The following is a 26,181-nucleotide window of genomic DNA, read 5'->3' as shown; positions in this document are numbered from 1 at the left end:
CCTCAATGCGCGGCTGCAGGCGCGGTGGCCGGTTCGTGGCCGGTGTCCTTGGCCTCGTCCTGCACCTCGGCCTCGGTGGCGATATGCGGCTCGGGCGCGGCATGGTCGTCGGTGACCTCGGCACTATGGCCGGAGCCGTTCTGCCCCTCGGCCTGCGCCTCCATCGCACGCTCATAGGCGCCGTCCATCACCGCTGAGATATAGGCCTGCGGATGGTGGAGCTGCGCCGCCGTCGCCTTGAGCCAGTCGCTGAGCGGCCCGGCGAAGACCGTCATCGCCACCAGCCCGGCCAAAAGCGCCCCGGCCGCGGTAAAGGCCAGCCCCGGCGCTGAGGCATCGCGCGGCGCGGGGGCGGGTTCGCCCTCGATCGCGTAGGCCTTCCAGAACACGGTCGAACCGGCGCGGCCAAAGCCCACGATGGCGATCAGCGAGGTCACCAGCACCAGCGCCCAAAGGCCCCACTGCCCGCGCAGCGCGTCCAGGATCATCAGCTTGCCGAGGAAGCCCGACAGGGGCGGCATCCCGGCCATCGCGATGGCGCCGGCAAAGAACATCGCCGACAGGAGCCCGTGCGAATAGGTGCGCCCCGCCGGAACGATCGCAAGCCCGGTCGGCCCACGGCGTTCCTTGACCAGATCGACGATCAGGAACAGCGCCGCCGCGGCCAGCGTCGAATGCACCATGTAGTAAAGCCCTGCGCCGGTCGCGGCTTCGGAGAACTGGCTGAAGGCCAGCATCATCGTGCCGACAGAGCCGATCACCGCATAGGCGACCACGCGGCCCAGATCGCGCGCGCCCAGCACGCCGATCATGCCGATGGTCAGGCTGACGGCCGCGGCGGGCAGAAGCACATCCGCCGCCAGCGCGCCGGTAATGCCATCTGCCGGGAACACCAGCGTATAGATCCGCACGATCGCGTAGACGCCGACCTTGGTCATGATCGCGAAAAGCGCGGCCACCGGCCCCGGCGCGTTCACATAGGTCGCGGGCAGCCAGAACTGGAACGGCACCAGCGCGGCCTTGACCGCGAAGACCAGCATCAGGAGCACCGCCCCCACGCGCACCAGCGCCGTCTCGTCGGCGGGCATCATCGCGACTTTCTGCGCAAGGTCCGCCATGTTCACCGTGCCGGTCACCGAATAGATCGTGCCCAGCGCGAACAGGAACAGCGTCGAGCCCGCAAGGTTGTAGACCACATATTGCACGCCCGCCTTCAGGCGCTTTTCACCGCCCGAATGGATCATCAGGCCATAAGACGCGATCAGCAGCACCTCGAAGAAAACGAAGAGGTTGAAGGCATCGCCCGTCAGGAAGGCGCCATTGATCCCCATCATCTGGAATTGCAGCAGCGAGTGGAAATGCCAGCCGCGCTTGTCCCAGCCCGAGCCGATCGCATAAAGCGCCACCGCCAGCCCGAGCGCCGCCGTCAGCACCAGCATCAGGGCCGAGAGCCGGTCGAGCACGAGGACGATGCCGAAGGGCGCCTCCCAGTTGCCGAGCTTGTAGACCTCGGGCGCATTCACGCTGGCCGAGGCCGCAAGCGCCAGCGCCACGGCCAGCAGCGACACCATCCCCGCGATCGAGAAAATCCGCTGAGTGCGCAGATCGAACCGCATCCACAGCACGATCAGCGGCGCCAGAAACGCCGGCAGAACCACCGGCGCGATGATCCAGTTGCCCATCATTGGCCGGCCTCCTCTTCGTCGAGGTCGATGCGGTCATTGCCCGCCTCGACGAAAGAGCCCAGCGCCAGCATCACCACCACCGCAGTCATCCCGAAGGAGATCACGATCGCGGTCAGCACCAGCGCCTGCGGGATCGGGTCGGTGTAGCCCTGGGTCTCGGCCCCGGCATGATCGAGGATCGGCGGCAGGTTCACCGCCAGGCGACCGGAGGCGAAGAGGAAGATGTTCACCGCATAGGACAGCATCGACATGCCCAGCACGACGGGGAAGGTGCGCATGCGCAGGATCAGGTAGATGCCTGCCGCCGTCATCACGCCCACGGCGCTTGCAACCAGCGCTTCCATTACTGCTCCTCCGCTTCGGTCGGTTTGGTCTTTTTGGCCTTCACCGGCTTGGTGTCGGCATCGTCCTGACGCGCGCTGGTATAGCCGCGCGCCTGAGCCCAGCGCTGGGGCAACAAGGTCTCGGGGGGGAAGGCGCCGGGTTGCTCGGGGCTACGCGCCTCGGGCTTCTCGGCGATGATATGGGCGTGGACGGGTTCGGCCCCCACAGCCGCGCGCCGCGCCAGACGGCTCAGCCCGCCCAGTGCCAGCAGCACCGAGCCGACAACGCCGAGGAACACGCCGAGGTCGAAGCCCGCCGCTGTCGCCAGCTCGAATTTCTCAAGGCCGGGCAGCTTCACATAGCCGTAATCCGAGGTCAGGAACGGCACGCCGTTGAACCAGGCACCGATGCCGGTGATCCCGGCGGCCAGCACGCCCAGACCGATCAGCACGTGGTAGTAAACCTTCTGCCGCGCCTGCGTCCAGGCAAAGCCCGAAGCCATGTATTGCATGACCAGCGCGATCGAGACCACGAGCCCCGCGATAAAGCCCCCGCCCGGCAAGTTGTGCCCGCGCAGGAAGATGAACACGCCGACCAGAAGCGCGATCGGCATCATCACCCGCGTGCCGACCAGGAGCATGATCGGGTGCTTGTCGCCCGCGCGCGGAACGTCTGGCCGCCAGGCGATCAGCTTCTTCGACGACGCCCCATTCAGCAGCGCCTCGGTCAGCGCGAAGATCACCAGCGCGGCGATGCCGAGCACGGTGACCTCGCCGTAGGTATCGTAGCCGCGGAAGTCCACGAGGATCACGTTCACCACGTTGTCGCCGCCACCCAGCGTGTGCGAGTTGACGAGGTGGTATTTCGACATCGTCTCAAAGGCGAAATCGCGCATCATCAGCGTATAGATCAGCCCGCCGGTGCCAAGCCCCGTCACCACCGCGATCGCGATATGCCACACATGCTTGAGCGGACCGGCACCGCGCTTGGTGCGCTTGGGCAGGAAGTTCAGCGCCAGCAGCATCAGCACCGCCGTGACCACCTCGACAGAGATCTGCGTCAGCGCAAGGTCGGGTGCCGACAGATAGATGAAGCAGATCGACACGATCAGCCCGACGATCCCGATCAGCACCAGCGCAAGGATGCGGTTGTGGTGGAAGGCCACGACCGAGGCCGAAGCCGTCACCAGCATCACCCAGCCGACCAGCGCGACCGGCGTGATCGGCAGCATCTCGCGGGTTTCGGGGCCAAGGCCGCCGCCCGAGAAGGCCCAGAACCCGGCCGCGACCGAGCCGATGGTGAACAGCGTCAGATACCGCGCCATCGAGCCATTGTGCAGCGTCGCGGTGATCCAATCCGCGGCGGCGCCACAGGCTCCGACGATCCAGTCGAAGATCGCCTTGGCCTCGGGGCGCGGCGTCGCCTCCCACGCGGCCTTGAGCGGCTTGAAGCTCGCGAGCAGGATCAGGCCGCCGACCACCGCGATACCGGAAATGATCAGCGCCGGCGTGACGCCGTGCCAATGCTTGATCGGGTGCATGTGCAGATCGCCGCCCACCACCGCGTTCGCCGCCATCTGCACGAAGGGCCCGGCGAAGGTAATCGGCATCACCCCGATCAGCACGACCAGCGTGGCGAGGAAGGCGGGGCTCGCCCACATGCCGAAGGGCGGATCATGGGGCTTGTGCGGATAGTCGTCGCGCACCGGGCCAAAGAAGCCATGCGCGATAAAGCGGAAGGAATAGGTCGCCGAGAACAACGCCGCGATCGCCGCCAGCACCGGCACGACATAGGGGCTGCCGAGCCAGGCGGTATGCGCGGCCTCTTCCAGCATCATCTCTTTCGACAGGAACCCGTTGAACAGCGGGATGCCCGCCATCGACAGCGCCGCGATCGTGGCGATGGTCGCGGTGATCGGCATCAGGTGGCGCAACCCGCCAAGGCGCTTGAGGTCGCGGGTATGGGCCTCGTGGTCGACGATGCCCGCCGACATGAACAGTGCCGCCTTGAAGCTCGCGTGGTTGATGATGTGGAACACCGCCGCCACCGCTCCGACCTTGGTGCCCAGCCCCAGCAGGAAAGTCACAAGGCCCAGATGCGACACCGTCGAGAAGGCCAGAAGCGCCTTCAGGTCATCCTTGAAGATCGCGATCTTGGCGGCGATCAGCATGGTGATCAGCCCGGTCGTCGCCACGATATAGAACCACTCGGGCGTGCCCGCCAGCACCGGCCAGAGCCGCGCCATCAGGAACAACCCCGCCTTCACCATCGTTGCCGAGTGCAGATAGGCCGAAACCGGCGTCGGCGCCGCCATCGCATGCGGCAGCCAGAAGTGGAACGGGAACTGCGCAGACTTGGTGAAAGCGCCCCCCAAAATCAGGATCAGTGCCGGAAGGTAGAGATCCGAAGACTGGATCGCCTCCTTCGCCAGCAGGATCTGCGAAATGTCGTAGCTGCCCGCGATATTGCCGAGGATCAGCATCCCCGCGATCATCGAAAGCCCGCCAAGCCCGGTCACCGTCAGCGCCATACGCGCGCCCTGACGGCCTTCGGGCAGGTGCTTCCAATAGCCGATCAAGAGGAAGGACGACAGCGAGGTCAGCTCCCAGAAAATTAGCAAAAGCAGTATGTTATCCGACAGAACAATGCCCACCATCGCGCCCTGGAACAACAGCAGATAGGTATAGAACTGCCCCACCGGGTCCTGATTGCTCAGGTAGAAGCGCGCGTAGAGGATGATCAGCAAGCCGATGCCGAGGATCAGCGTCGCGAACAGCATCCCGAGCCCGTCGATCATGAAATTCGCATTCAGCCCGAGCCAGGGCAGCCAGTCGAATTTCGCGGTGATCACCTGCCCCGCCAAAGCCGCCGGCAGGTGCAACAACAACCCCAAGAGCGCGAGCCCGCTGACCGCGCCCGCCGCCAGCGCGGCATGGCTGCGCCCGGTACGGATCAGAAGCGCGGGAAGGACTGCGCCCAGAAAGGGCAAGGCGGCGATCAATGCAGGCGACATTCTCTCTCCGGGTCCGTTCTTTGGCGGGCCTTATCGGGGCGCATTTTCCTGCGCTTCGGCCAGTTTTCGCGAGGTCATCCTTAACTGCGTTGCGCCCCCTCGCCTGTCAAGGAGAACCGGGCAATTTCCGCCGGATTTCGGGGGTTTTCCGCCGCGTTTGGCACCTCTGCATGCCTCACGTTCTGACTGGACCGCCCGAAAACCGATCAGACCCGCCCACTGCGCCCAAAGCGCACCCGCCTGCTCCACCACACCGCTCTCAGGGTCCGGCGCGGACTAACGCAGCGTCAGAGGGCACACCGGGCCCCGACCGCTCCGCGACCCGAAACCACAGCCCGATTCGCCCCGGAATCGCCGCCCTTTGCACCTGCACGAAAACCACCTTTGCAGTCGCAGAATCGGCGGGAATTCGCCCGTTTCGCCTTGCCGATCGGCAAAGCATGGCAAATCCGCCGATTTGGCGCCGAATAACGTTGGTGTGACGGCGGGCGCCCCTTGAACTCTCTTGCAAGTTGACAATCTCTGTGGCTATGGACCACGCGATATCGCCGTGCGGTTCAGACCGCCGGAACTGCATGAGATGCAACTGAAAATATGAGCCACGCACATCGCCCTGCCCCTGCCTCGCCGACCCGCCGCACCCTCCTGAGCAGCGCCTGCGGCCTGGCGGCGCTTTGCGTTCTGCCCGGCGGGCTGCGCGCGCAGGAAACGGCCCCGGAAACCGCCGCCGAGGCGACGGAAATGCCCGTTGCCGCGCCGCAGCAATCCGGCCTGCCGTTTTCCTTCGATCTGCTGACCGAAGAGATGCGTCTGGCGGCGCAATCGGCCCCGGCCGCGCGCGGAAGCCTGCCCGAGGGGTTCCTTTCGGGCCTGACCTATGACGACTACCGCCTGATCCGCTTCGATCCGGTGCGCGCGCGCTTTGCCGAGATCGAGGCGTCGCGGTTCCAGCTCCACGCCTTCCACCTCGGCTGGCTGTTCAAGGAGCCGATCCACATGTTCGAGGTCTCGGGCACCGAAGCGCGCCCGATGGACTTCTCGACTTCGGATTTCATCTACGAACGCGAGGCCGCCGCACATGCGCCGCAGGGCGAGACCCTGCCCGGCGTCGCGGGCTTCCGCCTGCACAATCCGCTCAACCGTCCCGACGTCTTCGACGAGCTGATCGCCTTTCAGGGCGCCTCCTATTTCCGCGCGCTCGGCCGCGGCTCGCTCTACGGGCTTTCGGCACGCGGGCTGGCGGTGAACACCGGGCTTTCGGTGGCCGAGGAATTCCCGCGCTTCACCAAGTTCTGGATCACCCGCCCCGAGCCGGGCAACAGCACGATGACGGTCTTCGCCGCGATGGAGAGCGACTCGCTCACCGGGGCCTATCGTTTCGCGATCACGCCCGGCCTGAACACCGAGATCGAGGTGACCGCGCGGCTGTTCTTCCGCGCCGATATCGAGCAACTCGGCATCGCGCCGCTGACCTCGATGTTCCTCTATGGCGACCGCAACCGCGACCGTTTCGACGATTTCCGCCCGCGCGTGCATGACAGCGACGGGCTGGCGATCACGCGGGCGGGCGGCGACCGGGTCTGGCGCTCGCTGAACAACCCGCTGCGGCTGGCGTCGTCCTATTTCGCCGAAGCTACCCCGCAAAGCTTCGGGCTTTATCAGCGCGAGCGCGACTTCGAGCAATATCAGGACGCGACCTCGCATTACGAGCGCCGCCCCTCGGTGCGCGTCGAGCCGATCGGCGACTGGGGCCATGGCGCGGTGCGTCTGGTCGAGATCCCGTCGGATCTTGAGGTGAACGACAATATCGTGGCCTTCTGGGTGCCCGAGGCCAAGGCCCGCGCCGGCGAGAGCCGCGAGTTTTCCTATCGCCTGATCTGGGGCGACCTGACACCCGAAGAGGATGGCGAGCTGGCCTATGTCAAGGCCGCGCGCGCCGGCGAAGGCGGCGTCTCGGGCGTCGAGAACAAGGACGGCACGCGCAAGTTCGTGGTCGATTTCGCCGGCGGCCCGCTGGCGCATCTGCCGCCTGAAGCCGCCGACAAGATCAAGCCCGTGGTCAGCGTCATCAATGGCGAACTGCGCACCGAGGTGCTGTTCAAGGTCCCCTCCGAGAACCTCTGGCGCCTCGTGGTCGACATTCACGCCGAGAAAGACGCCACCGTCGAACTTTCCGCCCATCTCGCCGGCTGGAGCCGGAAACTGACCGAGATCTGGGCCTATCAATGGATCAAATCATGATTGCTGCGCTTCCTCCCCGAGCCACGCCCATGACCCTTGTCGACGAAGCGGTGATCGAGACCGCCCGCTTCGCCCTGCCCGACGCGCCGATGGCGATGCCGCTGCAGGAGATCGAGCCCGAGGCCGGGCTGTTGCGGCGCCTGCTGGGCCACGTGCTGCCCGGCGGCCATAACGCGCCCTCCGCGGGCGCCCGGCTCTAAGCCATGCCTCCCACCGGCGGCGCCCTCTTTGCGCTGCGCGCTTTCGCGCTCGGGCTCTCGGCTCTTGCAGGGCTGGGGGCCTTCTGGCTTTTCGTGCAGTTCGGCTCGGCAGACGGGCTGGATGTGCTCGATGTGATCCGCGCGCTGCTGATCCTGATTTCCACGCTCTGGCTGGCCTGGGGCGCGGCGCAGGCGTTGATCGGGCTGTTTTCGCGCCCCAAGGCCCCGCCCGTCGATCCCTCGGCGCCGATCCGCGGCCGCACCGTGATCCTGATGCCGGTCTATAACGAGGACCCGCGCACCTCGTTTTCGCGCCTCGCCGCGATGCATGCCTCGCTGGCGGCGACCGCCGATCCGGCGCAGATCCATTTCGCCGTGCTCTCGGACACCCGCAAGGACGAGATCGCCAACGAAGAGCGTCTGCTGTTCGCCAAGCTCGTCGAGGAAACCGGTGGCGAGGGGCGGTTCTTTTACCGCCGCCGCGCGATGAACACCGGCAAGAAGGCCGGCAATATCGAGGATTTCATCACCCGTTCGGGCGCGGCCTATGACTACGCGCTGATCCTTGACGCCGACAGCCTGATGGAGGGCGAGACGATCCTGCAGATGATCCGCCGGATCGAGGCCGAGCCGCGCCTGGGCCTGTTGCAGACCCTGCCCAAGGTGATCCGCGCGCAATCGCGCTTTGGCCGCGCGATGCAATTCTCGGCCAGCTTCTTCTCCCCCGTCTTCGCACGCGGCCTTGCGCTGATGCAGGGGCGGACCGGCCCGTTCTGGGGCCATAACGCGATCGTCCGGGTGCGCGCCTTTGCCGAAAGCTGCGGCCTGCCGGTGCTGCGCGGCGCGCCCCCCTTCGGCGGCCATGTCATGAGCCACGATTACGTCGAGGCGGCGCTGCTGGCCCGCCAGGGCTGGGTGGTGCGGCTTGATGACGATCTTGAAGGCTCCTTCGAGGAAGGCCCCGAGAATATCGTCGACCACGCCAAGCGCGACCGGCGCTGGTGTCAGGGCAACCTGCAGCACAGCCGGGTGATCGGCGCGCCGGGGCTGAAGCCCTGGTCGCGGTTTGTCTTTGCGCAGGGCATCATGGCCTATATCGCGCCGCTGTTCTGGCTGGCCTTCCTGACCGCCTCGATCCTCGCGCCGCTGATGGCGAAACCGATCGACTATTTCCCCGAGCCCTACTGGCCCTTCCCCTATTTCCCGCCCTCCGAGGCCTCGAAAGCGATCGGGCTGGCGCTGGGGATCTTCGGGCTCCTGTTCGTGCCCAAGATCCTGATCGCGCTGCGAGCAGGTGTTCTGGGGATCGCGCGCGGCTTTGGCGGCGCGACCTTGGCACTGGCCTCGACCGTGGCGGAGCTCGCGTTTTCCTCGCTGACCGCACCGATCCTCTTGATGTTCGCGACGCGCTCGGTGTTTCAGGTGCTGGCGGGCCGCGATGGCGGCTGGCCGACCAACAACCGGGGCGACGGGCGCCTGACGCTGGCCGAAGGTTTCGCCGCCGCGCATTGGATCACCTCGACCGGGTTGATCGTGCTCTTCGCGAGCTATTTCCTCGCCCCGAACCTGATCTTCTGGCTGCTGCCGGTGGGCCTGCCGATGGTGTTTGCGCCGGTGGTGCTGTGGTGGTCCTCGCAGCCCGCACGCTCGCCGCTGATGCGCGTCCCCTCCGAGATCGCCACGCCTCCGGTCGTCGCCCTACATGACGAAATCCTCGGCCGCTGGAGCGCCGCGCCGTCCGAACAGGAGCACGCCCATGGCTGAGCCCGTCAAATCGCTGCGCGACCCGCGGATCGACTTTTTCCGGGGCCTCGCGCTGGTGATGATTTTCATCAACCACATCCCCGGCCAGATCTACGAGAACTTCACCTCGCGCAATTTCGGCATGTCGGACGCGGCCGAGGCCTTTGTCTTCATGGCGGGCGTGTCCGCCGCGCTGGCCTATGGGCCGCGACTGATCGACGGGCTGAACTGGGCCGCGCTGCGCAAGGTCTGGCACCGGGCCTGGACGCTCTATCTCGTGCATATCTTCACCGCTGCCTGGGCGATCGCGATCGTCTCGGCCGCAGCGCTGTGGTTCGGCGCCGAAGAGATGTTGACCAAGAACGCCTTTCGCCCGCTGACCACCGAGCCGCTGGCCTTCCTGATCGGGATCGCGACGCTCGGGCACCAGCTGGGCTATGTGAACATCCTGCCGATGTATGCGGTGCTGCTGCTGGGCGCGCCATTCCTGATCCGGCTGGGCCAACGCAGCCCGCGCGGGCTTCTGGCCTTTGCGATCGGCTTCTGGGTGCTGGTCGGCACCTTCCGGCTGGATCTTCCGAATTACCCGTTCAAGGGCGGGTGGTTCTTTAACCCCTTCGCCTGGCAAATCCTGTTCTCGCTCGGGCTGCTGACCGGGCTGGCGCTGCGCCGGGGCGAACGCTTCGTGCCGGTCAAACGCTGGCTCGGCTGGCTCGCGGGCGGGTATCTGGTGCTATGCGCATTTTGGGTGAATTCGCCGATGCTGATGGAGGGGCTTGGCCATGTGTCCTGGCAGCTCCAGCAGTGGAACGTGCCCTTCTACATCGCGGGCTTTGACAAGACCTATGTCTCGGCGCCGCGTCTGCTGCATGTCCTCGCGCTGGCCTATGTGCTGTCGCTGCCGGGGATCGTGCCGCGCTTTGCCGGCTCGCGCCTGGCCGAGCCCCTGCGCATCCTTGGTCGCCACTCGCTGCCGGTCTTTGCCACCGGCACGATCCTCGCGATCTTCGGGCAGGCGGTGAAGGCGGTGCATCCGGCGGGCACGCTGCAAGATACCGCACTGATCCTTGGCGGGCTGGCGATTCAATATGGGCTGGCGCTGATCCGCGAACGGATCAAGCCGAAGAAACCCGTGGCACTGGCCGCGCAATCCGCAGACGCCGCAGCGCAGGACCGCCGCGCCGCTTGAGCGCTCAGCCCGCAGGCGGCGGGCCCTCGGAGCAGGTCTCGGCCACACTTTCCTTGAGCGCCTGCAGCGCCGCCTGAACCTTGGGCGTGCGGTGCAGGTCGACATGGGTGACCAGCCAGACGTTCGAGCTCCATTCCTCGCGCGGGCCCATCACCTCGGTCAGCAGGTAGTCGTTGCGCCCCTCGATCACCGGCAGGAAGCCCATCCCCATGCCACGCCGGATCGCCGCCCATTGCGCGACCTGATCGTTTGCGCGAAAGACCACGCGATCTTCGGGCACCCGCGCCGCCATCCACTGGAAATACGGCGCACGCGCATCGCGATTATCCGAGCCGATAAAGCGGTGGTTCGCCAGATCGTCATCAGAAGCCGGAACGCCATGCGCCTCCAGATAGGCAGGCGAGGCAAACAGCGCGACCCGCAAAGGCGCCAGCGACTGCACTACGTTATCGGGCTCGGTCGGGCGGTTGCCCGCACGGATCGCGACATGCGCCTCGCCGTATTCAAGGCGGAACACCCGCGCGTCGGTCATGTAGCGAATACGCAGACCGGGATAATCCTCCATCAGCTTGCGCAAAGCGGGCAGGATCATCCCCGAGAGCGTCAGCAGCGAGGTCACCGTCAGCTCGCCGGAAATCTCTTCGCCCGCGCCCGCGATCCGCGCCGCAAGCTGGGCGAACTGGTCTTCGGTCGCCTGCCCCACAGCCAGAACCTGCCGCCCCGCTTCGGTCGGCGTATAGCCGCGCGGATGGCGCTGAAACAGCTTGGTGCCAAGGCGTTGTTCAAGCGCATCCACATGGCGGATCACCGTGGCGTGGTGAACGCCCAGCGCCTCGGCCGCGCCCGAGACAGTGCCGATGCGGGCAACCTGAAAGGCGGTTCGAATCTCATCCCAATTGTCGATTTCCATATGTGCACCTGCGAACATTACCCATGCGATTATGCCAGTTGCGTTCACACCTGCAAAGTACAATCTATTTCGCAGATGCAGAACAACCTCCCCTCTGAAAGGAGCCCCCAAATGACCAAGATCCTGCGCGTCACCTCTTCGATCAAAGGCCCGAACTCGGTCACCACCAAGCTGACCGACCATATCGTCGAAAAGCTCGGCGGCGACGTGACCACCCGCGACACCACCACGATCCCGCTGATCGACGGCACCTGGATCGGCGCGGCCTACACCCCCGCCGAAGACCGCAGCGACGAACAGAAAGAGACGCTCGCGCTGTCGGACACGCTGATTAACGAAATCCGCGCCGCTGATGTGCTGGTGATCGGCGCGCCGGTCTACAACTTCGGCGTCACCGCGCCGCTGAAGGCCTGGCTCGACCAGATCTGCCGCGTTGGCGAGAGCTTCCGCTACACCGAAGCCGGCCCCGAAGGCCTGCTCGGCCCGAAGCGCGTGATCGTGGCCTACGCCTCGGGCGGCGTGCCGCAGGGCTCGGCCTATGACCTCGCCTCGGCCTATCTCAAGCAGGTTCTGGCCTTCATCGGCATCACCGATGTGAGCTTCGTGACCGCCGAAGGCGTGTCGGTCGACGAGGCCGCCGCTCTGGCCCGCGCCGAAGCGCAGATCGCGGATCTGGCCGCCTGACCCTCCCCGAGGACGGTCCAGCTCCGAAACGAGGCCCGTGGTTGACGCCGCGGGCCTTTTTTCTTATAGCAGCCCAGATTTCCCGGAGGTCCGAATCCCTCCGGTCCCAACCCGTTCGGGGGGATCGCCACCAGTCAGCGCGTTGCGCCCACTGGTGCGCTTGTCGTTTTTCCGCCGGTCCGTCCGGCAACCGCATGGAGGTGCGCCATGTTCGAGAGCCTTTCAGAACGCCTTGGCGGCGTTTTCGATCGCCTGACGAAACAGGGCGCTCTCTCGGCCGATGACGTGAAAACCGCGCTGCGCGAAGTGCGCGTGGCGCTTCTCGAAGCCGACGTTTCGCTGCCGGTCGCGCGCGACTTCATCAAGGCGGTCGAGGCCAAGGCCACCGGCTCGGCCGTCACCAAGTCGATCACGCCCGGCCAGCAGGTCGTCAAGATCGTCCATGACGCGCTGATCGACATGCTGCGCGGCGAAGGCGAGGCCGACGCGCTGAAAATCGACAACCCGCCCGCGCCGATCCTGATGGTCGGCCTGCAGGGCTCGGGGAAAACCACCACCACCGCCAAGCTTGCCAAGCGCCTGAAGGAAAAGCAGGGCAAGCGCGTGCTGATGGCCTCGCTCGACATCTACCGCCCGGCGGCAATGGAGCAGCTCGCGATCCTCGGCACCCAGATCGGCATCGACACGCTGCCGATCGTCAAGGGCGAGAGCGCCGTGCAGATCGCCAAGCGCGCCAAGCAACAGGCGACGCTCGGCGGCTATGATGTCTACATGCTCGACACCGCGGGCCGTCTTCATATCGACGAAGTGCTGATGTCCGAGGTTCAGCAGGTGCGCGACGCGGTCAGCCCGCGCGAGACCCTGCTGGTGGTCGACGGCCTGACCGGTCAGGTCGCCGTCGATGTGGCGCAGGAATTCGAGGACAAGGTTGGGATCTCAGGCGTCGTGCTGACCCGGATGGACGGCGACGGGCGCGGCGGTGCTGCGCTCTCGATGCGCGCGGTCACCGGCAAGCCGATCCGCTTCGTCGGCCTCGGCGAAAAGATGGACGCGCTCGAAACCTTCGAGGCCGAGCGCATCGCGGGCCGCATCCTCGGCATGGGCGACATCGTCGCCCTCGTGGAAAAGGCACAAGAGACGCTGGAGCGCGAGCAGGCCGAACGCATGGCCAAGCGCTTCCAGAAGGGTCTGTTCAACATGAACGACATGCGCCAGCAGCTTGAGCAGATGCTCAAGATGGGCGGCATGCAGGGCGTGATGGGCATGATGCCGGGCATGTCGAAATACGCCAAGCAGGCCGAGGCCGCGGGCATGGACGACCTGCTGCTGCGTCACCAGATCGCGCTGATCAACTCGATGACCAAGAAAGAGCGCGCCAATCCCGCGCTCCTGCAGGCGTCGCGCAAGAAGCGCATCGCCGCCGGTGCGGGCCTCGATGTGCAGGAACTCAACCGTCTGCTGAAAATGCACCGCCAGATGGCCGACACGATGAAGAAAGTGTCGAAGATGGGCAAAGGCGGCATGCTCAAGCAGGCGATGCGGATGATGGGCGGCAAGGGCGGCATGCCCGATCTGGAGAACATGGATCCGGCCGAGGTCGAAGCCGCCGCCAAGGCGATGGGCGGCAAGCTGCCCGGCATGGGTGGCATGGGCGGCCTGCCGGGTCTTGGCGGTCTGGGCGGGCTCTCGGGCCTCGGCAAGAAGAAATAAGCGCCATGTCCGAGCAAAACCCCACGGCGCGCGCCGCCCAGATCCTGAAAGAACACCGCGATAGCATCGACCGCCTCGACGCGGTGCTGATCTACACGCTGGCCGAACGCTTTTCGCACACGCAGGCCGTGGGCAAGCTCAAGGCCGAACACGAGCTTCCCCCCTCCGACCCTACCCGCGAAGCGACCCAGATCGCCCGGCTCGAACGGATGGCCGAAGAAAGCGGACTCGACCCCGAGTTCGCCAAGAAATTCCTCAATTTCGTGATTGCCGAAGTGATCCGGCACCACGAGCAATATCAGAAATGACGGGCACAGCCCGACCCTGCCATTCAAAGGAGAAACTCACATGGCTATGAAAATCCGCCTCGCCCGTGGTGGCTCGAACAAGCGCCCGTTCTACTCGATCGTGGCCTCGGACTCGCGCATGCCGCGCGATGGCCGCTTCATCGAGAAGCTGGGCACCTACAACCCGCTGCTGGCCAAAGACTCGGAAGACCGCGTCAAGATGAACATGGAGCGCGTGCAGTACTGGCTCGCTCAGGGCGCCCAGCCGACCGACCGCGTGGCCCGCTTCCTCGAAGCCGCTGGTGTGCGTGAAAAAGCGACCCGCGCCAACATGAAGAAAGCCGTGCCGGGCGCCAAAGCCAAGGCTCGCGCCGAAGAGAAAGCCGCGAAAGCTGCCGAGGCTTCGGCCGAGGAGTGAGCTTGACGCCAAGGTTCAGCACCGCCTTCCGCGAGGATCTGGCCCGGTTGATGGCGTGGCGGCGCGATGTGCGCCGCTTCCGCCCCGACCCGGTGCCGGGCGATGTACTGGACCGTGGCCTTGCCGCTTTCGCCACCGCGCCCTCGGTCGGCTTGTCCGAACCCTGGCGCGTGGTGGCCGTGGACAGCGCCGCGGCCCGTGCCGCGGCGCTTGCCAATTTCGAGGGAGCGAATGCCGAGGCCCTCGCCGAATATCACGCGGGGGGCGAGCTTTCGCGCGCCGCGATCTATGCCGGGCTGAAGCTCTCGGGGATGCGCGACGCGCCGGTGCAACTGGCCGTGTTCTGCGACGAGGCGACGCCCAAGGGCGCGGGGCTTGGCGCCCGCACCATGCCCGAGATGCGCGCCTATTCGGTGGTCTCGGCGGTCACGCTGTTGTGGCTGGCGCTGCGCGCCGAGGGCGTGGGGCTCGGCTGGGTTTCGATCCTCGACCCCGAGCGGCTGACCCGCGACCTTGACGTGCCCGCAAGCTGGCGCTTGATCGGCTATTTCTGCATCGGCTATCCCGAAACCGAAAGCGCCACCCCCGAGCTGGAACAGCTCGGCTGGGAACCGCGCCTGGGCCTGCCCGAGATGGAGCAACGTTGATGACCAACCAAGACCGTATCTGTGTCGGCGCGATCGCGGGCGCCTTTGGCGTCAAGGGCGAGGTGCGGCTGAAAAGCTTCTGCTCCACCCCCGAGGATATCACCTCTTACGCGCCGCTCTACTCCGAAGACGGCAGCCGCAGCTTCACCCTGAAACTGACGCGCGGCGTCAAGGGCGGGCTGGCCGCGCGCATGAGCGGCATCGCCACCAAGGAAGAGGCCGACGCGCTGCGCGGGCTGACGCTCTGGGCCGATCGCGACAAGCTGCCCTCGCTGCCCGATGACGAATTCTATCATACCGACCTGATCGGGCTGGAGGTGCTGGACACCGGCGGCGCGCGGCTCGGCACGGTGCGCGCGGTGCATAATTACGGCGCGGGTGACATCCTCGAGGTGTTCGGGCCGGGCCGTCGGCAGGCGCTCCTGCTGCCCTTCACCAAGGCCGTGGTGCCCACCGTCGATCTGACCGCCGGGCGCATCATCGCCGACCCGCCCGAGGATCTGGAATGAGCGACGCGCCCACGCCTTCGCGCTCGCACGGGCGGCTGTCGATCGCGGCCTCGCTCAAGCCGCGCGTGCTGATGGAGGAACCCGCACGCCTCGCCGCCGCCTGGCGCGCGCGCATCATCACCCTCTTCCCCGAGGCCTTCCCGGGCATCCTCGGCCTGTCGCTGACCGGCCGCGCGCTCGACGAGGGTAAATGGGGCTATGACACGATCCAGCTGCGCGATTTCGGCATCGGCAAGCATCGCAATGTCGATGACACCCCGGCCGGCGGCGGCGCGGGCATGGTGCTGCGCCCCGATGTGGTCGGCGCCGCGATCGAGACCGCGCAGGCCGGCACGCCGCGCGACCGCGCGCTCTGGCCGATCCTCTACATGTCGCCGCGCGGCAAGCCCTTTGACCAGGCGATGGCGCGGCGCCTTGCCGGGGCGCAGGGCGTGACCATCCTCTGCGGCCGGTTCGAGGGCGTCGATGAGCGTGTGCTGGAGCATTACCAGGTCGAAGAGGTCTCGATCGGCGATTTCGTCCTGACCGGCGGCGAGCTGGCGGCGCAGGTGCTGATCGACGCGACGATCCGGCTTTTGCCGGGCGTTCTGGGCAATCAGGCCTCGACCGAAGAGGAAAGCTTTTCGCACGGGCTGCTGGAGCATCCGCAATACACCCGCCCCGCCGAATGGCAGGGCCGCGCCATTCCCGAAGTGCTGACTTCGGGCCATCACGGCAAGATCGAGAGCTGGCGCCGCGAAATGAGCGAAGAAATCACGCGCGCCCGCCGCCCCGACCTCTGGGAGGCCCATATTTCCCAGCAGAAAAAGGGGAAATAGCCCGAAACGGGGCTTGATTTCACACCCGCCCACCCGTATCAGGCGCAGGTCCGGACCGGAATCGGTGCCGGACCCTTTTCTTATTGCTGCAAGGTGCCTTCTTCCGCACCACGCGCGCAGCCCGGGAAAGGCCCAAGGAACGACGACCTGAACTCTGGCGGGCGCCCCTGAATAGGGCAAGGCGGACCCGGACGAAGACCAAGAGCTCTGAGGACGCGCACACCAATTGCGGACCTACCGCAAGCACAGAAAGGACCAGCGATGAACCTGATCGCGCAAATCGAGGCGGAACAGATCGCCGCCCTCGGCAAAAGCATCCCGGATTTCAAGGCCGGCGACACCGTTCGCGTCGGCTACAAAGTGACCGAAGGCTCGCGTTCGCGCGTGCAGATGTATGAAGGCGTCTGCATCTCGCGCAACGGCGGCAGCACCATCGGCGCCTCCTTCACCGTTCGCAAGATCTCGTTCGGCGAAGGCGTGGAGCGTGTGTTCCCGCTCTACTCGACCAACATCGACTCGATCGAAGTGGTGCGTCGTGGCCGCGTTCGCCGCGCCAAGCTGTACTACCTCCGCTCGCGCCGTGGCAAATCGGCCCGTATCGCCGAAGTCACGAACTACAAAGCCAAAGCCGAATAAGGAGTGGATCGATGAAAGCCGATACCCATCCCGAATACCACTTCATCACCGTCAAGATGACCGACGGCACCGAGTATCAGACCCGCTCGACCTGGGGCAAGGAAGGCGACACCATGTCGCTCGACATCGACCCCACCTCGCACCCGGCCTGGACCGGCGGCGGCACCAAGCTGATGGACACCGGGGGCCGCGTCTCCAAGTTCAAGAACAAATACGCCGGTCTGGGCTTCTGATCCCGACCCGAGTGTTTTTGAAAGGGCGCCTGCGGGCGCCCTTTTGCTTTGCCGCAACAGCATCGGCCCCTCTTGCGCCCGCGCCCTTCCTTCGGTAGCCCAAGCTTCCTATAGTCTCGCGGGCATCCGGAAGAGGTGCCAAAGGAAGAGGGTCAGACGTGGCGCATATCATCGTTGTGGGCAATGAAAAGGGCGGCTCGGGCAAGTCCACCACCTCCATGCATGTCGCGACCGCGCTGGTGCGGATGGGCAAGACCGTCGGCGCGCTCGACCTTGACCTGCGGCAGAAATCGCTCGGGCGCTACATCGAGAACCGGATCGCCTTCATGGCGCGCGAAGGGGTCGAATTGCCCTGCCCCGAGTATCGCGAACTGCCCGAGATCGACGCGAGCACCCTCGCCCCCGGCGAGAACCCCTATGACTACCGACTTTCGGCGGCGGTGGCCGAGCTGGAGCCGCGCTGCGACTTCATCATCATCGACTGCCCCGGCTCGCACACCCGGCTGAGCCAGGTCGCGCATTCGCTGGCCGATACGCTGATCACGCCGCTGAACGACAGCTTCATCGACTTCGACCTGCTGGCGCGGATCGACCCGGAGACCAGCCGCGTCACCGGCCCCTCGATCTATTCGGAAATGGTCTGGGCGGCGCGGCAACTGCGCGCCCGCGCGGGTCTGAAGCCGATCGACTGGATCGTGCTGCGCAACCGCCTTGGCGCGCAGCAGATGCACAACAAGCGCAAGGTCGGCGCGGCGCTGGAGGAACTGGCCAAGCGCATCGGCTTCCGCGTGGCGCCCGGCTTCTCCGAGCGCGTGATCTTCCGCGAGCTGTTCCCGCGCGGCATCACCCTGCTCGACCTCAAAGATCTGGGCGTCGACAACCTCAACATCTCGAATGTCGCCGCCCGCCAGGAATTGCGCGACCTGATGATCGAGCTGAACCTACCCGGCATCGAGATCAATTTCTGAAAAAAGAAGGCGCCCGAAGGCGCCTTTTTAAATACTCGCACTCACAAATTGCGTTCAGGCCGTGCGGCCGATCACCGCGAAGGGAGACACGCTGCGACGACGGCGCTTCCCGGTACCCTCGGCCATCGAAAGCTGCGCAAAGCGGGCCTCGACGACATCCATCTTGGCCCCTTTCGAAAGCGCCAGGCGGGACAGCAGGGTCTTCGCGAATTTCATGGTCGTCTCCTCGGCGGTATGTTCGCGTCTTCGTTCTCCTAAAGATTGCAATCAACTTCGGCCAAAGCGTGACACGAAGATGGAGTTGTGACGGCCTGTTCCCCCGATTTCGCGCATCAATCCATTGGGATTTCGCCGGATTGGGCCCAAAAGCGTTACATTTTCACAATATCGCCCCAAGAAATGACAGTTCCGAATGGACATCTTGACCCATCGGAAAGCATGATGGGCCCGATTCAGAGGGATATTCTCATGCGCACGATCAGCTCTACGCTTCTTGCCTGCCTCGCCGCCGTTGCGCTCAGCGGTTGCACCGAAGAAGGTTTTGGCAATCTTTCCGCCTTTGGCGACAATGCTTCGACCATCGCGGACACGGCTTCGCTCGACTATTACCCGGATGACGAGCTGATCGTTGCGAGCAAGGTTCAGTTCAAGAACGGCCATTTCGGCAAGGCTGGCGCCTATGCGCGCAAGGCGCTTGAAGTCGCCCCGAGCGATCCGCAGGCGCTGTTGCTCTATGCCGCCGCGCAGGATCGCCTGCGCCGCTTCGACGAGGCCGACAAGGCCTATCGCAAGCTGCAGCCGGTCATCGGCAACCGCATCGAGTTCCACAACAACTACGGCTATTCGATGATGCTGCGGGGCAACCTTGTCGCCGCGCGCAAGCATTTCATCGCCGCCTATGAGATCGACCCGTCGAACGCGACCGTCGCGAACAACCTCGAGCTGCTGCGCAACTCGACCGGCTATCCGCGCCGCGCGTCGGGTGACCTGCAGGGGATCTGATCCTCGCCCCGAATGAGGCCCCCATCATGAGCGCGTTGCATATCGCCGTCATGCTGGGGGCCGTTTTCTATCTGCTCCGCATCGCCGTCGTGGATTTTCGCACGCTGCGAATCAGCAATCGTGACAACCTGATCATGGTGGGGCTGGCGCTTGCGGCGCTGGCGCTGCGCGGGCCCGACTCCCTCGGCGGAGACCTGATCGCCGGGGGCGCCTTGTTCCTGTTGGGGCTCCTGTTCTGGCTGCGCGGCGCAATGGGCGCGGGCGACGCCAAGCTGTTTCCCTCGCTGGGCGTTCTGGTGGGATGGCAGGGGCTCTCGGCCTTCGCGATTCTACTGCTTGCCGCCTCGATCCTGCTGCTTGCGGCAATCAAGCTCGGCCCGCGTCTCTTGCCGAAAGGCAACGTTTCGGCAAGGCTGAGCGAGCTGCGCGCCAAGGGCACCGCGCCTTATGGCGTTCCCCTCGCGCTGGCAGGCGCCGGAACCATCGCCGGGCGCCTTCTGACGGGATATCCCGGCCTCGTTTACTGATTTATCGGCCCTCGTGCGAAAATCATGTATGATACGCTTTGAATACTATGTTCGAGATTGCCGGGGAGATGCCGGGCCGTTCGGCCCCCGGAGACGGAGATTGATGAATGCTGCGCAAATTTCGCAAATCCGAAGATGGCTACGCCTTTGCCCTGACGCTGATTTCGCTGCCCGCGATGATCGCGCTGGGGCTCTTGCTGATCGACATGGGGCGCGGCAACAACGCCCAGACCGATTTTCAGGCCGCAGTCGATGCGCTGGCGCTGGCGGGCGCGCGCGAGCTTGACTTCGGAACGGATTCGATCACGCGCGCGCAAGATGCGATGGAGAACCTTGCGAATACTGTAAGCTTCCTCGATCTCGCAGATTCCGACGGCCAGATCATCCTGAATTACGACGCAGACGGCACCGGCGATTTCCGCGTCGAGTTCCTGACCGATATCCCCGACTCCGACGACACACCGATCGACAATGCCTATATTCTGGCGAACCGTGTCGATCCGGCGAATTACGACACCAACGGCGCCGACGCGATGTATGTCTATGTCGGCTATCGCGGCAACGATTTCTGCTCTTTCACCGATCGGCTGCGCGGTGTGAATTGCTCGGGCGGCGGCGGGCGCACGATCGGCGCCTATGCGGTCGCGACTTACAACACCGCCGCCTGCGACGTGACGCCGGTCTTCATCTGCAACCCGTTTGAAAAAGAGCCGATCGGCAGTGATCTGCAATCGGCCTTCGCGGATGGGCAGCTGCATGCCCGCCTGCTGCGCCTGCACCCGCCCGGAAGCTCGACCGCCCTGCCCGGGAATTTCGGCTTCCTGCAGGTGACCGGCAATAACGAGAACACCAATGCCGGCGCCAATGCGCTGCGCGAAGTGTTTGCCGGCGAAAAGAACCCGACCTGCTATAATTCCTCCCGGGTGACGACCAAGCCGGGCGCCGCCGTTTCCATCCGCACCGGGCTGAACACCCGCTTCGACATTTACGATGCGCCCTTCTCGAACGCCGCAGATAAGCGCGCCTATCCGCCAGCCTCAAATGTGCGCAAGGGCTATGCCGTCGACAACCCCGGCAGCAGCGCCGATGCCTGCCCGGACGAGCTTTCGGACGATCCGGCCTGGCTGACCACCAGCGCCTTCCCGCCGAATGACACGATGAGCCTTCCGAATCAGGGCGTTCCCGGCGCCGCCATCGGCACCGGCAGCTGGGACGCGCGCGGCTACTGGCTGGCCAACCATGGCGGGACGCTGACGGACCTCACCTGGACCGAAATGAGCTCCTTCGGAACCAAGGTGAAGGGCTCTGACAACAAATCCCTGCCGTCGCGCTATGACGTCTACCGCTATGAAATCGACAACGGGCTTGTCGGGAACATCTCCGACCCCGAGAGCGCGGCCTACGGCGCGCAAAGCGAGAATGGCACGCCGTCATGCTATGCCCACAACGTCAACAACCCCGGACCGACGACACCCACCACCTCGGAAGATGACGACCGCCGGGTGATCTTTGCCGCCATTGTCGACTGCATTGAAAATGGCGGCACCGGCGTTACGGAATTTCCGGTGAACGCTTTCGCCAGCATCTTCCTCGTGAGCCCGATGGAAAAGAACGGATCCGGTGATGACGGCTCGATCGACGTCGAGATCATCGACATTACCGGCACGGGCGGGAATGGCACGCTCGATACCTTCGTCCGCGATGAGGCCGTCCTGGTGCGCTAACCCGCTTCCGCGACTCTGCTGATTCGCAGCACGCGATCTGACGGCGGCCGGATACACACCCTTAAGGCGAGCGCGCAATGCAAATAACCCTCATGGGCTGCGCAAACTCTCCGTCATGGTTAAAAAACAGGCGTCAAGCTGTGGCATTTCTGTGGCGCAAACGGGGCACCTTCCGCGCAGGTTAACCTTACGATAGCCAACAATCCGGGAAAATCGGCGCGATTGATGCCGTGTCGCCCGAAAATCCAGCGTTTCCTCCATCGATTTTCTTACTCCCCCTCTCTCGGCTCGCCAAAAACTGGTGTATAAAAGGCTTGTTACCGATGCTCTCGCTGGGAGAGCGGGAGAACGCAGAGGACGATTTCGCCACCTCACCCATCGGGAGATCCGGGAAGTTTGCGAGTTGTCTGAGGCATTATTTGAAGAGAAAGGAACTCTAAATGCGTAACCTGGTGAAATTCGGCGCCGCCTATCTTGGGAAGTTCAAGAAAGACGAGGACGGCCTCGCTCTGACGGAATACCTGATCCTGCTTGGTCTGCTGACCGCGGCCGTGATCGCCGCCGTTATCCTCTTCGGTGGCAACATCGCCACCTCGTATGACGACTGGGCGACCTGGATCGGCGCGAACACCGGCGCTCCGAGCTAAGTTCGGATGAGATTCCGGGGTAGCGAACGTTGCCCCGAAGCCTCTACGCCCGCCCCAATTGACGTTGGGGCGGGTAATTTCTTAAAAATGGGTTGCGTTAAGTAATCCGCCCCCGGCACAATGGTCTGCGGGCAAGTTTGTTTAGAATTTTGGCGATTTCGCCCCAAGAACTTCGAGAACCGCATTCGCGGCACGGGACAGATAGGCAGGAAGATGCGCAAAACGACTCTTATCAGCTTGGCAGTCGCTGTTGTTCTGGCTTTGCTCGCAGTGGTCGCCGCACGCGGCTGGCTGGTTGACCAGCGTGACGCGATCTCGGCAGCGGCCCGCAGCGGCAATCAGGCGATCCCGACCAGCCAGATCGTCGTCGCGAAGAAAGAACTCCGCTTTGGTGAGCGAATCACCCCCGACAAGATCGAAACCATTAAATGGATGAGCGACCGCCTGCCCACGGGCTCGTTCCAGGATCCGGCAGTTCTGGTCGGCGCGACCGACGAAACCGCGCGTTTCGTGCTTGAGCCGCTGGCCGAAGGCGAACCGATCCTTGCCACCAAGGTCACCGCACCGGGCCAACGCGCGAAACTCTCGACCGCGCTCTCACCGGGGATGAAGGCGGTGTCGATCCGCGTGAACGACGTGCTGGGCGTGGCGGGCTTCGTGCTGCCGGGCGACCGCGTGGACGTTCTGCTGACCCGCACCGGCCGCAACGCGAGCGACGCCTATGTCGACGTGCTGCTGCAAGGCGTGAAAGTGCTCGCGATCGACCAGATCGCCGATGAGCGCAAGGACAACCCGAGCGTCGTGCGCACCGTGACCTTCGAGGTCTCGACCGAAGAGGCGCAGAAACTGACGCTGGCCGGCACCATCGGCACGCTGTCGCTGGCACTGCGCAACGCGGTCTCGATCGACACCGAGGAAAGCGACCGCGTGACGCTGAACCACCTGAACAATCCCGAGCCGGCCGCCTCGCTGCCCGACCAGACCAACTCGCCGGAATATCAGGCGGAGTTGCGGCGCCTCGAGAGCCAGATCAACCAGTTGGGTGCCAACGTCGACGAGCGGATCTCGTCGATGGCCGATGCGCTCACCCCGAAACCCCAGCCGGAGGCCAAGCCGCGTCCCGAATTCGTGACGATCGGCGTGACCAGCCACGGCAGACGTACCGAATACCGTATCAAACCCCTCGATCAGTAATCGCTGGAGGAGGCCGCCCCCGACATGATCGAGGCGGCAAGAAGGAGCAACGACATGAACTTCGCCTATGCGCAACGGAGGTGCGATATCGCGGAACGCGGCGCTGGCTGGCTGGCTGTCGCCACCGCCGCCCTGTTCTGGCTGATGGCTGCACTGGTCTCGCCGGCGGCGGCACAGGATGAGATGATCAGCCTGAGCGGCGGCACCGCGAATGAACCGCTTGTGGTCGCCCCCGGCTTCACCATGACGGTGCAGACCGACCAGCCCTTCTCCGAGGTGATCGTCGGCAACACCGAAGTGGCCGATGTGTTCCCGCTGTCCTCCGACACCTTCTATGTGCAGGGCAACCGGCTCGGCGCGACCAACGTGCGCTTCATGGGCGGCGCGGGCGAGCAGCTGGGCGTGATCGTCCTGCGCGTTCAGATCGACTTTGCCGAGATCGAGGCGGCGATCGGCCGTGCGATCCCCTCGGCGCGGCTTGAAGTGACCAATATCAACAACCGCATCCGCGTTTCGGGTTCGGTGCGCGACGCGATCGACAAGGCCCGCGCGCTCGAAATCGCGCGCCAGTTCAGCGATCAGCCGATCGTCGACGGCATCCGCGTGGTGAACCCGCAGCAGGTGCAGCTGGATGTGCGCATCCTTGAAGTCAGCCGCAACGCGGGCCGCCTTCTGGGCTTCAACTATAACGCCACCAAGACCGATGGCGCCGGCGACGCCATTTCGCGCGGTGAAATCAGCGGTGTGGCCGGCAACGCGGTCCCCTTCGGCACCTTCATCGGCAGCCTGCTCTCGGTTGCCGGCACCGATATCGACGTGATCATCCACACGCTCGAAGACAAGGGCGTGGCCCGCCGTCTGGCGAACCCGACGCTGGTCACCTCGAACGGCATCGAAGCCAACTTCGTCGTCGGTGGTGAGGTTCCGATCAACAACGCCGCGACCGACAGCAACGGCAATGTCGCCACCGAGACCGACTACCGCGAATACGGTGTGCGCCTGAACTTCCGCCCGGTGCTGCTGGACGAAGGCCTGATCAGCCTGCGCATCCGCCCCGAGGTCAGCGATATCGACACCTCGGTTTCGGTGAACGGCCAGCCGGCCTTCATCTCGCGCAAGGCCGACACCACCGTCACCCTGCGCGACGGCCAGAGCTTCGCCATCGCGGGCCTTCTGCAGACCGACAACGAGCGCAACGTGAAACAGGTTCCGTGGCTGGGCCAGATCCCGATCCTCGGCACGCTGTTCCGCTCGAGCGCCTTCCAGAAACAGGAAACCGATCTGGTGATCCTGGTGACGCCGCGCCTCGTGCATCCGGCCTCGCCGGACCAGCCGCTGGTCTCGCCGCTCGACGGCCGCCGCTCGTCGAACGATGTCGAGCTGTTCCTGCTCGGCATGCTTGAAGTCGATCGCGACATGATCAAGCAGTTTGAAAAGGGCGAAGGCATTCTGGGGCCCTACGGCCACCTGATCGATCTGGAGTTTGACGATGCTGTCATCACGAAAAAATAACCTCGTTCTGGCCGTCGTTCTGATCGGCGGGCTTGCGGGCTGCGCCGATTATATGAACCGTCGGGACTCGGTGACGCTCGGCATCGGTGACGCGGCCTTGTCGAACGCGCAGATTCAAACCATCAATCCGTTCCCTCCGGGTGCGGGTAACCAGGATATCATGCTTCCTTGATCCGCTTTTGCGGGGGCTTGAAAGGGATCAGGTGATGGCCAAAAGGACGCCCGCGCAGGGAGCGTGGAGGCTTTGGGACAGCCAAGGGAGAAGTGATCGTGCCGGCAGGTCGGCGATCTTTTTTGAAGCATTTTGTTCGCAATGAGAACGGCTCCGTTCTCATTGAAGTCCTGATTACAGCCCCCGTCCTGCTGTTCTTCACCATCGGCATTCTGGAATTCGGCAATATCTTCTGGCAGCGCCATCAACTGGCGACCGGGGTGCGCGATGCCGCGCGCTACTGGTCGCGCTGTCAGGTCGCTGGGTTTACCTCGTCCTGCAGCCCGGATATCGCCCGCAATATCGCGTTTTACGGCAACCCCGCCGGCACCGGGGGGCTGCGCGTTCCGGGCTGGAATACCGCGGCGGAGCTGGTGCTGACCCCGGCCACACGCGCCGCCCTGCCCTCATCCTCGGGCGGCTATTCCGAGGTCCGCGCCGCCGGCAATGTCGATTACCAGCCCTCGCCGCTCTTGGGGATGCTGGAGATCGGCACCATCAATCTCTCCTATACCCACGTCGAGAGGTATATCGGATGGTGACGCTCTGGCGGAAATTCCGGCGCGACAGCGACGGGCTGAGCCTCACCGAGGCGCTGATCACCTTCCCGATCATGCTCCTGGTGATCTCGGCCTTCGTGGAATTCAGCTTCGTGCTGTTCCAATGGACGCAGACCGCGAAAGCCCTGCAGGTCGCGGCACGGCAGCTTGCTGTATCGGACCCTCTGATCGACAACCTGACGACGCTGCTGGAAGCCGACGCGGCTGGCCTCGACGCGGGCGACCCCTACCCGTCGACGATCGTCTCGGCCTCTTGCGGCGCAGGCACGACCGCCTGCAATTCCAACATCAACCGCCTGATTACCGGCGGCGACGGAGTCTGCCGTCCGGATTTCCTGGGCGCCCCCGGCATGTGCGACATCAACCCGAACTTTTCGGCTGATAACGTGCGCGTCACCTACACCCGCGCCGGGCTGGGCTATTTCGGGCGTCCCGGCGGCCCGGTCGTGACCATTACCGTGGAGGCGCGCGGCCTGTCGTTCGACATGCTTCTGGCGGGCGCGCTCCTTTCCCTCGACTCGATTCCGGTTCCGGCAACGCCCGTGACCGTGACGAGTGAAGACCTTGACACCGATTACTCCGACTAGTG

At 64.8% G+C, this 26,181-nt stretch carries 28 protein-coding genes; 23 read left to right on the top strand and 5 right to left on the bottom strand.

Going from position 1 to position 26,181, the window contains the following annotated elements; genetic code table 11:
- Positions 1-2 precede the first annotated feature (2 nt).
- From CLN94_RS11180 to CLN94_RS11170, 3 genes are read right to left on the bottom strand one after another with little or no spacing between them, the layout of a single operon-like run.
- Positions 3-1,682, bottom strand: a complete 1,680-nt coding sequence (locus CLN94_RS11180) for a monovalent cation/H+ antiporter subunit D (protein WP_096434094.1) — start codon at positions 1,680-1,682, stop codon at positions 3-5.
- Entirely contained in the window at positions 1,682-2,029 is a 348-nt protein-coding gene (locus CLN94_RS11175; RefSeq protein ID WP_096434030.1) for a Na+/H+ antiporter subunit C, read from the bottom strand. The genes CLN94_RS11180 and CLN94_RS11175 overlap by 1 nt, the downstream gene beginning before the upstream one ends.
- Positions 2,029-5,022, bottom strand: a complete 2,994-nt coding sequence (locus CLN94_RS11170) for a monovalent cation/H+ antiporter subunit A (RefSeq protein ID WP_096434029.1) — start codon at positions 5,020-5,022, stop codon at positions 2,029-2,031. The genes CLN94_RS11175 and CLN94_RS11170 overlap by 1 nt, the downstream gene beginning before the upstream one ends.
- A 594-nt stretch (positions 5,023-5,616) precedes the next feature.
- Between CLN94_RS11170 and CLN94_RS11165 the strand changes: the two genes are divergently transcribed.
- From CLN94_RS11165 to CLN94_RS11155, 4 genes are read left to right on the top strand one after another with little or no spacing between them, the layout of a single operon-like run.
- On the top strand, positions 5,617-7,263 hold the full coding sequence (locus CLN94_RS11165) for an OpgD/OpgG family glucan biosynthesis protein (RefSeq protein ID WP_096434028.1): 1,647 nt from the start codon (positions 5,617-5,619) through the stop codon (positions 7,261-7,263).
- Between the two features lie 29 nt (positions 7,264-7,292).
- Entirely contained in the window at positions 7,293-7,463 is a 171-nt protein-coding gene (locus CLN94_RS14005; protein ID WP_179300297.1) for a hypothetical protein, read from the top strand.
- A gap of 3 nt (positions 7,464-7,466) precedes the next feature.
- Positions 7,467-9,227 (top strand): glucans biosynthesis glucosyltransferase MdoH, encoded by a 1,761-nt coding sequence (gene mdoH, locus CLN94_RS11160; protein WP_096434027.1) that lies wholly within the window; start codon positions 7,467-7,469, stop codon positions 9,225-9,227.
- The gene (locus CLN94_RS11155; RefSeq protein WP_096434026.1) at positions 9,220-10,395 is read left to right on the top strand and encodes an OpgC family protein; all 1,176 of its coding nucleotides are present in this window, start codon (positions 9,220-9,222) and stop codon (positions 10,393-10,395) included. Before mdoH ends, CLN94_RS11155 begins: the two co-directional genes overlap by 8 nt.
- A gap of 4 nt (positions 10,396-10,399) precedes the next feature.
- Here the strand turns inward: CLN94_RS11155 and CLN94_RS11150 are convergent, their stop codons facing one another.
- Positions 10,400-11,305, bottom strand: coding sequence for a LysR family transcriptional regulator (locus tag CLN94_RS11150; RefSeq protein ID WP_096434025.1), 906 nt, complete (start codon positions 11,303-11,305; stop codon positions 10,400-10,402).
- A 111-nt stretch (positions 11,306-11,416) separates the two neighbouring features.
- On the opposite strand from CLN94_RS11150, the gene CLN94_RS11145 reads away from it, so the two are divergent.
- From CLN94_RS11145 to CLN94_RS11100, 10 genes are all read left to right on the top strand, one after another.
- A complete protein-coding gene (locus CLN94_RS11145) occupies positions 11,417-11,989 on the top strand; it encodes an FMN-dependent NADH-azoreductase (RefSeq protein WP_096434024.1) in 573 nt (190 codons plus the stop codon).
- Between the two features lie 207 nt (positions 11,990-12,196).
- A complete protein-coding gene (gene ffh / locus CLN94_RS11140; protein ID WP_096434023.1) occupies positions 12,197-13,699 on the top strand; it encodes a signal recognition particle protein in 1,503 nt (500 codons plus the stop codon).
- A gap of 5 nt (positions 13,700-13,704) precedes the next feature.
- Positions 13,705-14,007, top strand: coding sequence for a chorismate mutase (locus CLN94_RS11135; RefSeq protein ID WP_096434022.1), 303 nt, complete (start codon positions 13,705-13,707; stop codon positions 14,005-14,007).
- 40 nt (positions 14,008-14,047) lie between these two features.
- Positions 14,048-14,404 (top strand): 30S ribosomal protein S16, encoded by a 357-nt coding sequence (gene rpsP / locus CLN94_RS11130; protein ID WP_096434021.1) that lies wholly within the window; start codon positions 14,048-14,050, stop codon positions 14,402-14,404.
- Positions 14,401-15,051 carry a 5,6-dimethylbenzimidazole synthase gene (gene bluB, locus CLN94_RS11125; protein ID WP_425439459.1) on the top strand — a complete coding sequence of 217 codons (651 nt, stop codon included), beginning with the start codon at positions 14,401-14,403 and terminating at the stop codon, positions 15,049-15,051. Before rpsP ends, bluB begins: the two co-directional genes overlap by 4 nt.
- On the top strand, positions 15,051-15,560 hold the full coding sequence (gene rimM / locus CLN94_RS11120; RefSeq protein ID WP_096434019.1) for a ribosome maturation factor RimM: 510 nt from the start codon (positions 15,051-15,053) through the stop codon (positions 15,558-15,560). The genes bluB and rimM overlap by 1 nt, the downstream gene beginning before the upstream one ends.
- Complete coding sequence (gene trmD, locus CLN94_RS11115; RefSeq protein WP_096434018.1) at positions 15,557-16,378, top strand: tRNA (guanosine(37)-N1)-methyltransferase TrmD; 822 nt, start codon at positions 15,557-15,559, stop codon at positions 16,376-16,378. The genes rimM and trmD overlap by 4 nt, the downstream gene beginning before the upstream one ends.
- A 261-nt stretch (positions 16,379-16,639) precedes the next feature.
- Positions 16,640-17,014: a 50S ribosomal protein L19 gene (gene rplS / locus CLN94_RS11110; protein WP_096434017.1), complete on the top strand. Its 375-nt coding sequence runs from the start codon at positions 16,640-16,642 to the stop codon at positions 17,012-17,014.
- An 11-nt stretch (positions 17,015-17,025) separates the two neighbouring features.
- Positions 17,026-17,247: a 50S ribosomal protein L31 gene (gene rpmE / locus CLN94_RS11105; RefSeq protein ID WP_096434016.1), complete on the top strand. Its 222-nt coding sequence runs from the start codon at positions 17,026-17,028 to the stop codon at positions 17,245-17,247.
- Positions 17,248-17,405: 158 nt separating this feature from the next.
- Positions 17,406-18,215: a division plane positioning ATPase MipZ gene (locus CLN94_RS11100; protein ID WP_096434015.1), complete on the top strand. Its 810-nt coding sequence runs from the start codon at positions 17,406-17,408 to the stop codon at positions 18,213-18,215.
- 54 nt (positions 18,216-18,269) lie between these two features.
- On the opposite strand, the gene CLN94_RS14000 is transcribed toward CLN94_RS11100, so the two are convergent.
- On the bottom strand, positions 18,270-18,431 hold the full coding sequence (locus tag CLN94_RS14000) for a hypothetical protein (RefSeq protein ID WP_179300296.1): 162 nt from the start codon (positions 18,429-18,431) through the stop codon (positions 18,270-18,272).
- 252 nt (positions 18,432-18,683) lie between these two features.
- Between CLN94_RS14000 and CLN94_RS11095 the strand changes: the two genes are divergently transcribed.
- The 9 genes from CLN94_RS11095 (at position 18,684) to CLN94_RS11060 (ending at position 26,179) form a co-directional block, all read left to right on the top strand.
- Positions 18,684-19,217, top strand: coding sequence for a tetratricopeptide repeat protein (locus tag CLN94_RS11095; RefSeq protein WP_096434014.1), 534 nt, complete (start codon positions 18,684-18,686; stop codon positions 19,215-19,217).
- Between the two features lie 26 nt (positions 19,218-19,243).
- Complete coding sequence (locus tag CLN94_RS11090; protein ID WP_096434013.1) at positions 19,244-19,744, top strand: prepilin peptidase; 501 nt, start codon at positions 19,244-19,246, stop codon at positions 19,742-19,744.
- Positions 19,745-19,851: 107 nt separating this feature from the next.
- Positions 19,852-21,468: a TadE/TadG family type IV pilus assembly protein gene (locus CLN94_RS11085; protein ID WP_096434012.1), complete on the top strand. Its 1,617-nt coding sequence runs from the start codon at positions 19,852-19,854 to the stop codon at positions 21,466-21,468.
- A 440-nt stretch (positions 21,469-21,908) separates the two neighbouring features.
- Complete coding sequence (locus CLN94_RS11080; protein ID WP_096434011.1) at positions 21,909-22,115, top strand: Flp family type IVb pilin; 207 nt, start codon at positions 21,909-21,911, stop codon at positions 22,113-22,115.
- Positions 22,116-22,328: 213 nt separating this feature from the next.
- On the top strand, positions 22,329-23,309 hold the full coding sequence (gene cpaB / locus CLN94_RS11075; protein WP_179300295.1) for a Flp pilus assembly protein CpaB: 981 nt from the start codon (positions 22,329-22,331) through the stop codon (positions 23,307-23,309).
- A gap of 24 nt (positions 23,310-23,333) precedes the next feature.
- Entirely contained in the window at positions 23,334-24,821 is a 1,488-nt protein-coding gene (locus tag CLN94_RS11070) for a type II and III secretion system protein family protein (RefSeq protein ID WP_179300294.1), read from the top strand.
- Positions 24,799-24,993: a hypothetical protein gene (locus tag CLN94_RS13840; protein WP_143598914.1), complete on the top strand. Its 195-nt coding sequence runs from the start codon at positions 24,799-24,801 to the stop codon at positions 24,991-24,993. The genes CLN94_RS11070 and CLN94_RS13840 overlap by 23 nt, the downstream gene beginning before the upstream one ends.
- A 122-nt stretch (positions 24,994-25,115) precedes the next feature.
- Positions 25,116-25,574 (top strand): TadE/TadG family type IV pilus assembly protein, encoded by a 459-nt coding sequence (locus tag CLN94_RS11065; RefSeq protein WP_179300293.1) that lies wholly within the window; start codon positions 25,116-25,118, stop codon positions 25,572-25,574.
- The gene (locus CLN94_RS11060; protein ID WP_096434008.1) at positions 25,568-26,179 is read left to right on the top strand and encodes a TadE/TadG family type IV pilus assembly protein; all 612 of its coding nucleotides are present in this window, start codon (positions 25,568-25,570) and stop codon (positions 26,177-26,179) included. The genes CLN94_RS11065 and CLN94_RS11060 overlap by 7 nt, the downstream gene beginning before the upstream one ends.
- Positions 26,180-26,181: the final 2 nt, after the last annotated feature.

The sequence above is a fragment of the Pseudothioclava arenosa genome (assembly GCF_002358085.1).
Lineage (GTDB): Bacteria > Pseudomonadota > Alphaproteobacteria > Rhodobacterales > Rhodobacteraceae > Pseudothioclava > Pseudothioclava arenosa.
Note: the sequence above shows the minus strand (reverse complement) of the source record. Positions and strands in the feature narration are given on the sequence as shown.

Excerpts from the sequence above, each read along its gene's own strand:
- cpaB (WP_179300295.1), top strand. The coding sequence starts at position 22,329 with ATGCGCAAAACGACTCTTATCAGCTTGGCAGTCGCTGTTGTTCTGGCT.
- CLN94_RS11175 (WP_096434030.1), bottom strand. The coding sequence starts at position 2,029 with ATGGAAGCGCTGGTTGCAAGCGCCGTGGGCGTGATGACGGCGGCAGGC.
- CLN94_RS11095 (WP_096434014.1), top strand. The coding sequence starts at position 18,684 with ATGCGCACGATCAGCTCTACGCTTCTTGCCTGCCTCGCCGCCGTTGCG.
- CLN94_RS11180 (WP_096434094.1), bottom strand. The coding sequence starts at position 1,682 with ATGGGCAACTGGATCATCGCGCCGGTGGTTCTGCCGGCGTTTCTGGCG.
- rimM (WP_096434019.1), top strand. The coding sequence starts at position 15,051 with ATGACCAACCAAGACCGTATCTGTGTCGGCGCGATCGCGGGCGCCTTT.
- rpmE (WP_096434016.1), top strand. The coding sequence starts at position 17,026 with ATGAAAGCCGATACCCATCCCGAATACCACTTCATCACCGTCAAGATG.
- rpsP (WP_096434021.1), top strand. The coding sequence starts at position 14,048 with ATGGCTATGAAAATCCGCCTCGCCCGTGGTGGCTCGAACAAGCGCCCG.
- CLN94_RS11155 (WP_096434026.1), top strand. The coding sequence starts at position 9,220 with ATGGCTGAGCCCGTCAAATCGCTGCGCGACCCGCGGATCGACTTTTTC.
- CLN94_RS11085 (WP_096434012.1), top strand. The coding sequence starts at position 19,852 with ATGCTGCGCAAATTTCGCAAATCCGAAGATGGCTACGCCTTTGCCCTG.
- CLN94_RS11135 (WP_096434022.1), top strand. The coding sequence starts at position 13,705 with ATGTCCGAGCAAAACCCCACGGCGCGCGCCGCCCAGATCCTGAAAGAA.
- CLN94_RS14000 (WP_179300296.1), bottom strand. The coding sequence starts at position 18,431 with ATGAAATTCGCGAAGACCCTGCTGTCCCGCCTGGCGCTTTCGAAAGGG.
- CLN94_RS11170 (WP_096434029.1), bottom strand. The coding sequence starts at position 5,022 with ATGTCGCCTGCATTGATCGCCGCCTTGCCCTTTCTGGGCGCAGTCCTT.
- CLN94_RS14005 (WP_179300297.1), top strand. The coding sequence starts at position 7,293 with ATGACCCTTGTCGACGAAGCGGTGATCGAGACCGCCCGCTTCGCCCTG.
- CLN94_RS11165 (WP_096434028.1), top strand. The coding sequence starts at position 5,617 with ATGAGCCACGCACATCGCCCTGCCCCTGCCTCGCCGACCCGCCGCACC.
- CLN94_RS13840 (WP_143598914.1), top strand. The coding sequence starts at position 24,799 with ATGCTGTCATCACGAAAAAATAACCTCGTTCTGGCCGTCGTTCTGATC.
- CLN94_RS11090 (WP_096434013.1), top strand. The coding sequence starts at position 19,244 with ATGAGCGCGTTGCATATCGCCGTCATGCTGGGGGCCGTTTTCTATCTG.
- mdoH (WP_096434027.1), top strand. The coding sequence starts at position 7,467 with ATGCCTCCCACCGGCGGCGCCCTCTTTGCGCTGCGCGCTTTCGCGCTC.
- CLN94_RS11080 (WP_096434011.1), top strand. The coding sequence starts at position 21,909 with ATGCGTAACCTGGTGAAATTCGGCGCCGCCTATCTTGGGAAGTTCAAG.
- CLN94_RS11145 (WP_096434024.1), top strand. The coding sequence starts at position 11,417 with ATGACCAAGATCCTGCGCGTCACCTCTTCGATCAAAGGCCCGAACTCG.
- CLN94_RS11060 (WP_096434008.1), top strand. The coding sequence starts at position 25,568 with ATGGTGACGCTCTGGCGGAAATTCCGGCGCGACAGCGACGGGCTGAGC.
- CLN94_RS11070 (WP_179300294.1), top strand. The coding sequence starts at position 23,334 with ATGATCGAGGCGGCAAGAAGGAGCAACGACATGAACTTCGCCTATGCG.
- rplS (WP_096434017.1), top strand. The coding sequence starts at position 16,640 with ATGAACCTGATCGCGCAAATCGAGGCGGAACAGATCGCCGCCCTCGGC.
- trmD (WP_096434018.1), top strand. The coding sequence starts at position 15,557 with ATGAGCGACGCGCCCACGCCTTCGCGCTCGCACGGGCGGCTGTCGATC.
- ffh (WP_096434023.1), top strand. The coding sequence starts at position 12,197 with ATGTTCGAGAGCCTTTCAGAACGCCTTGGCGGCGTTTTCGATCGCCTG.
- CLN94_RS11150 (WP_096434025.1), bottom strand. The coding sequence starts at position 11,305 with ATGGAAATCGACAATTGGGATGAGATTCGAACCGCCTTTCAGGTTGCC.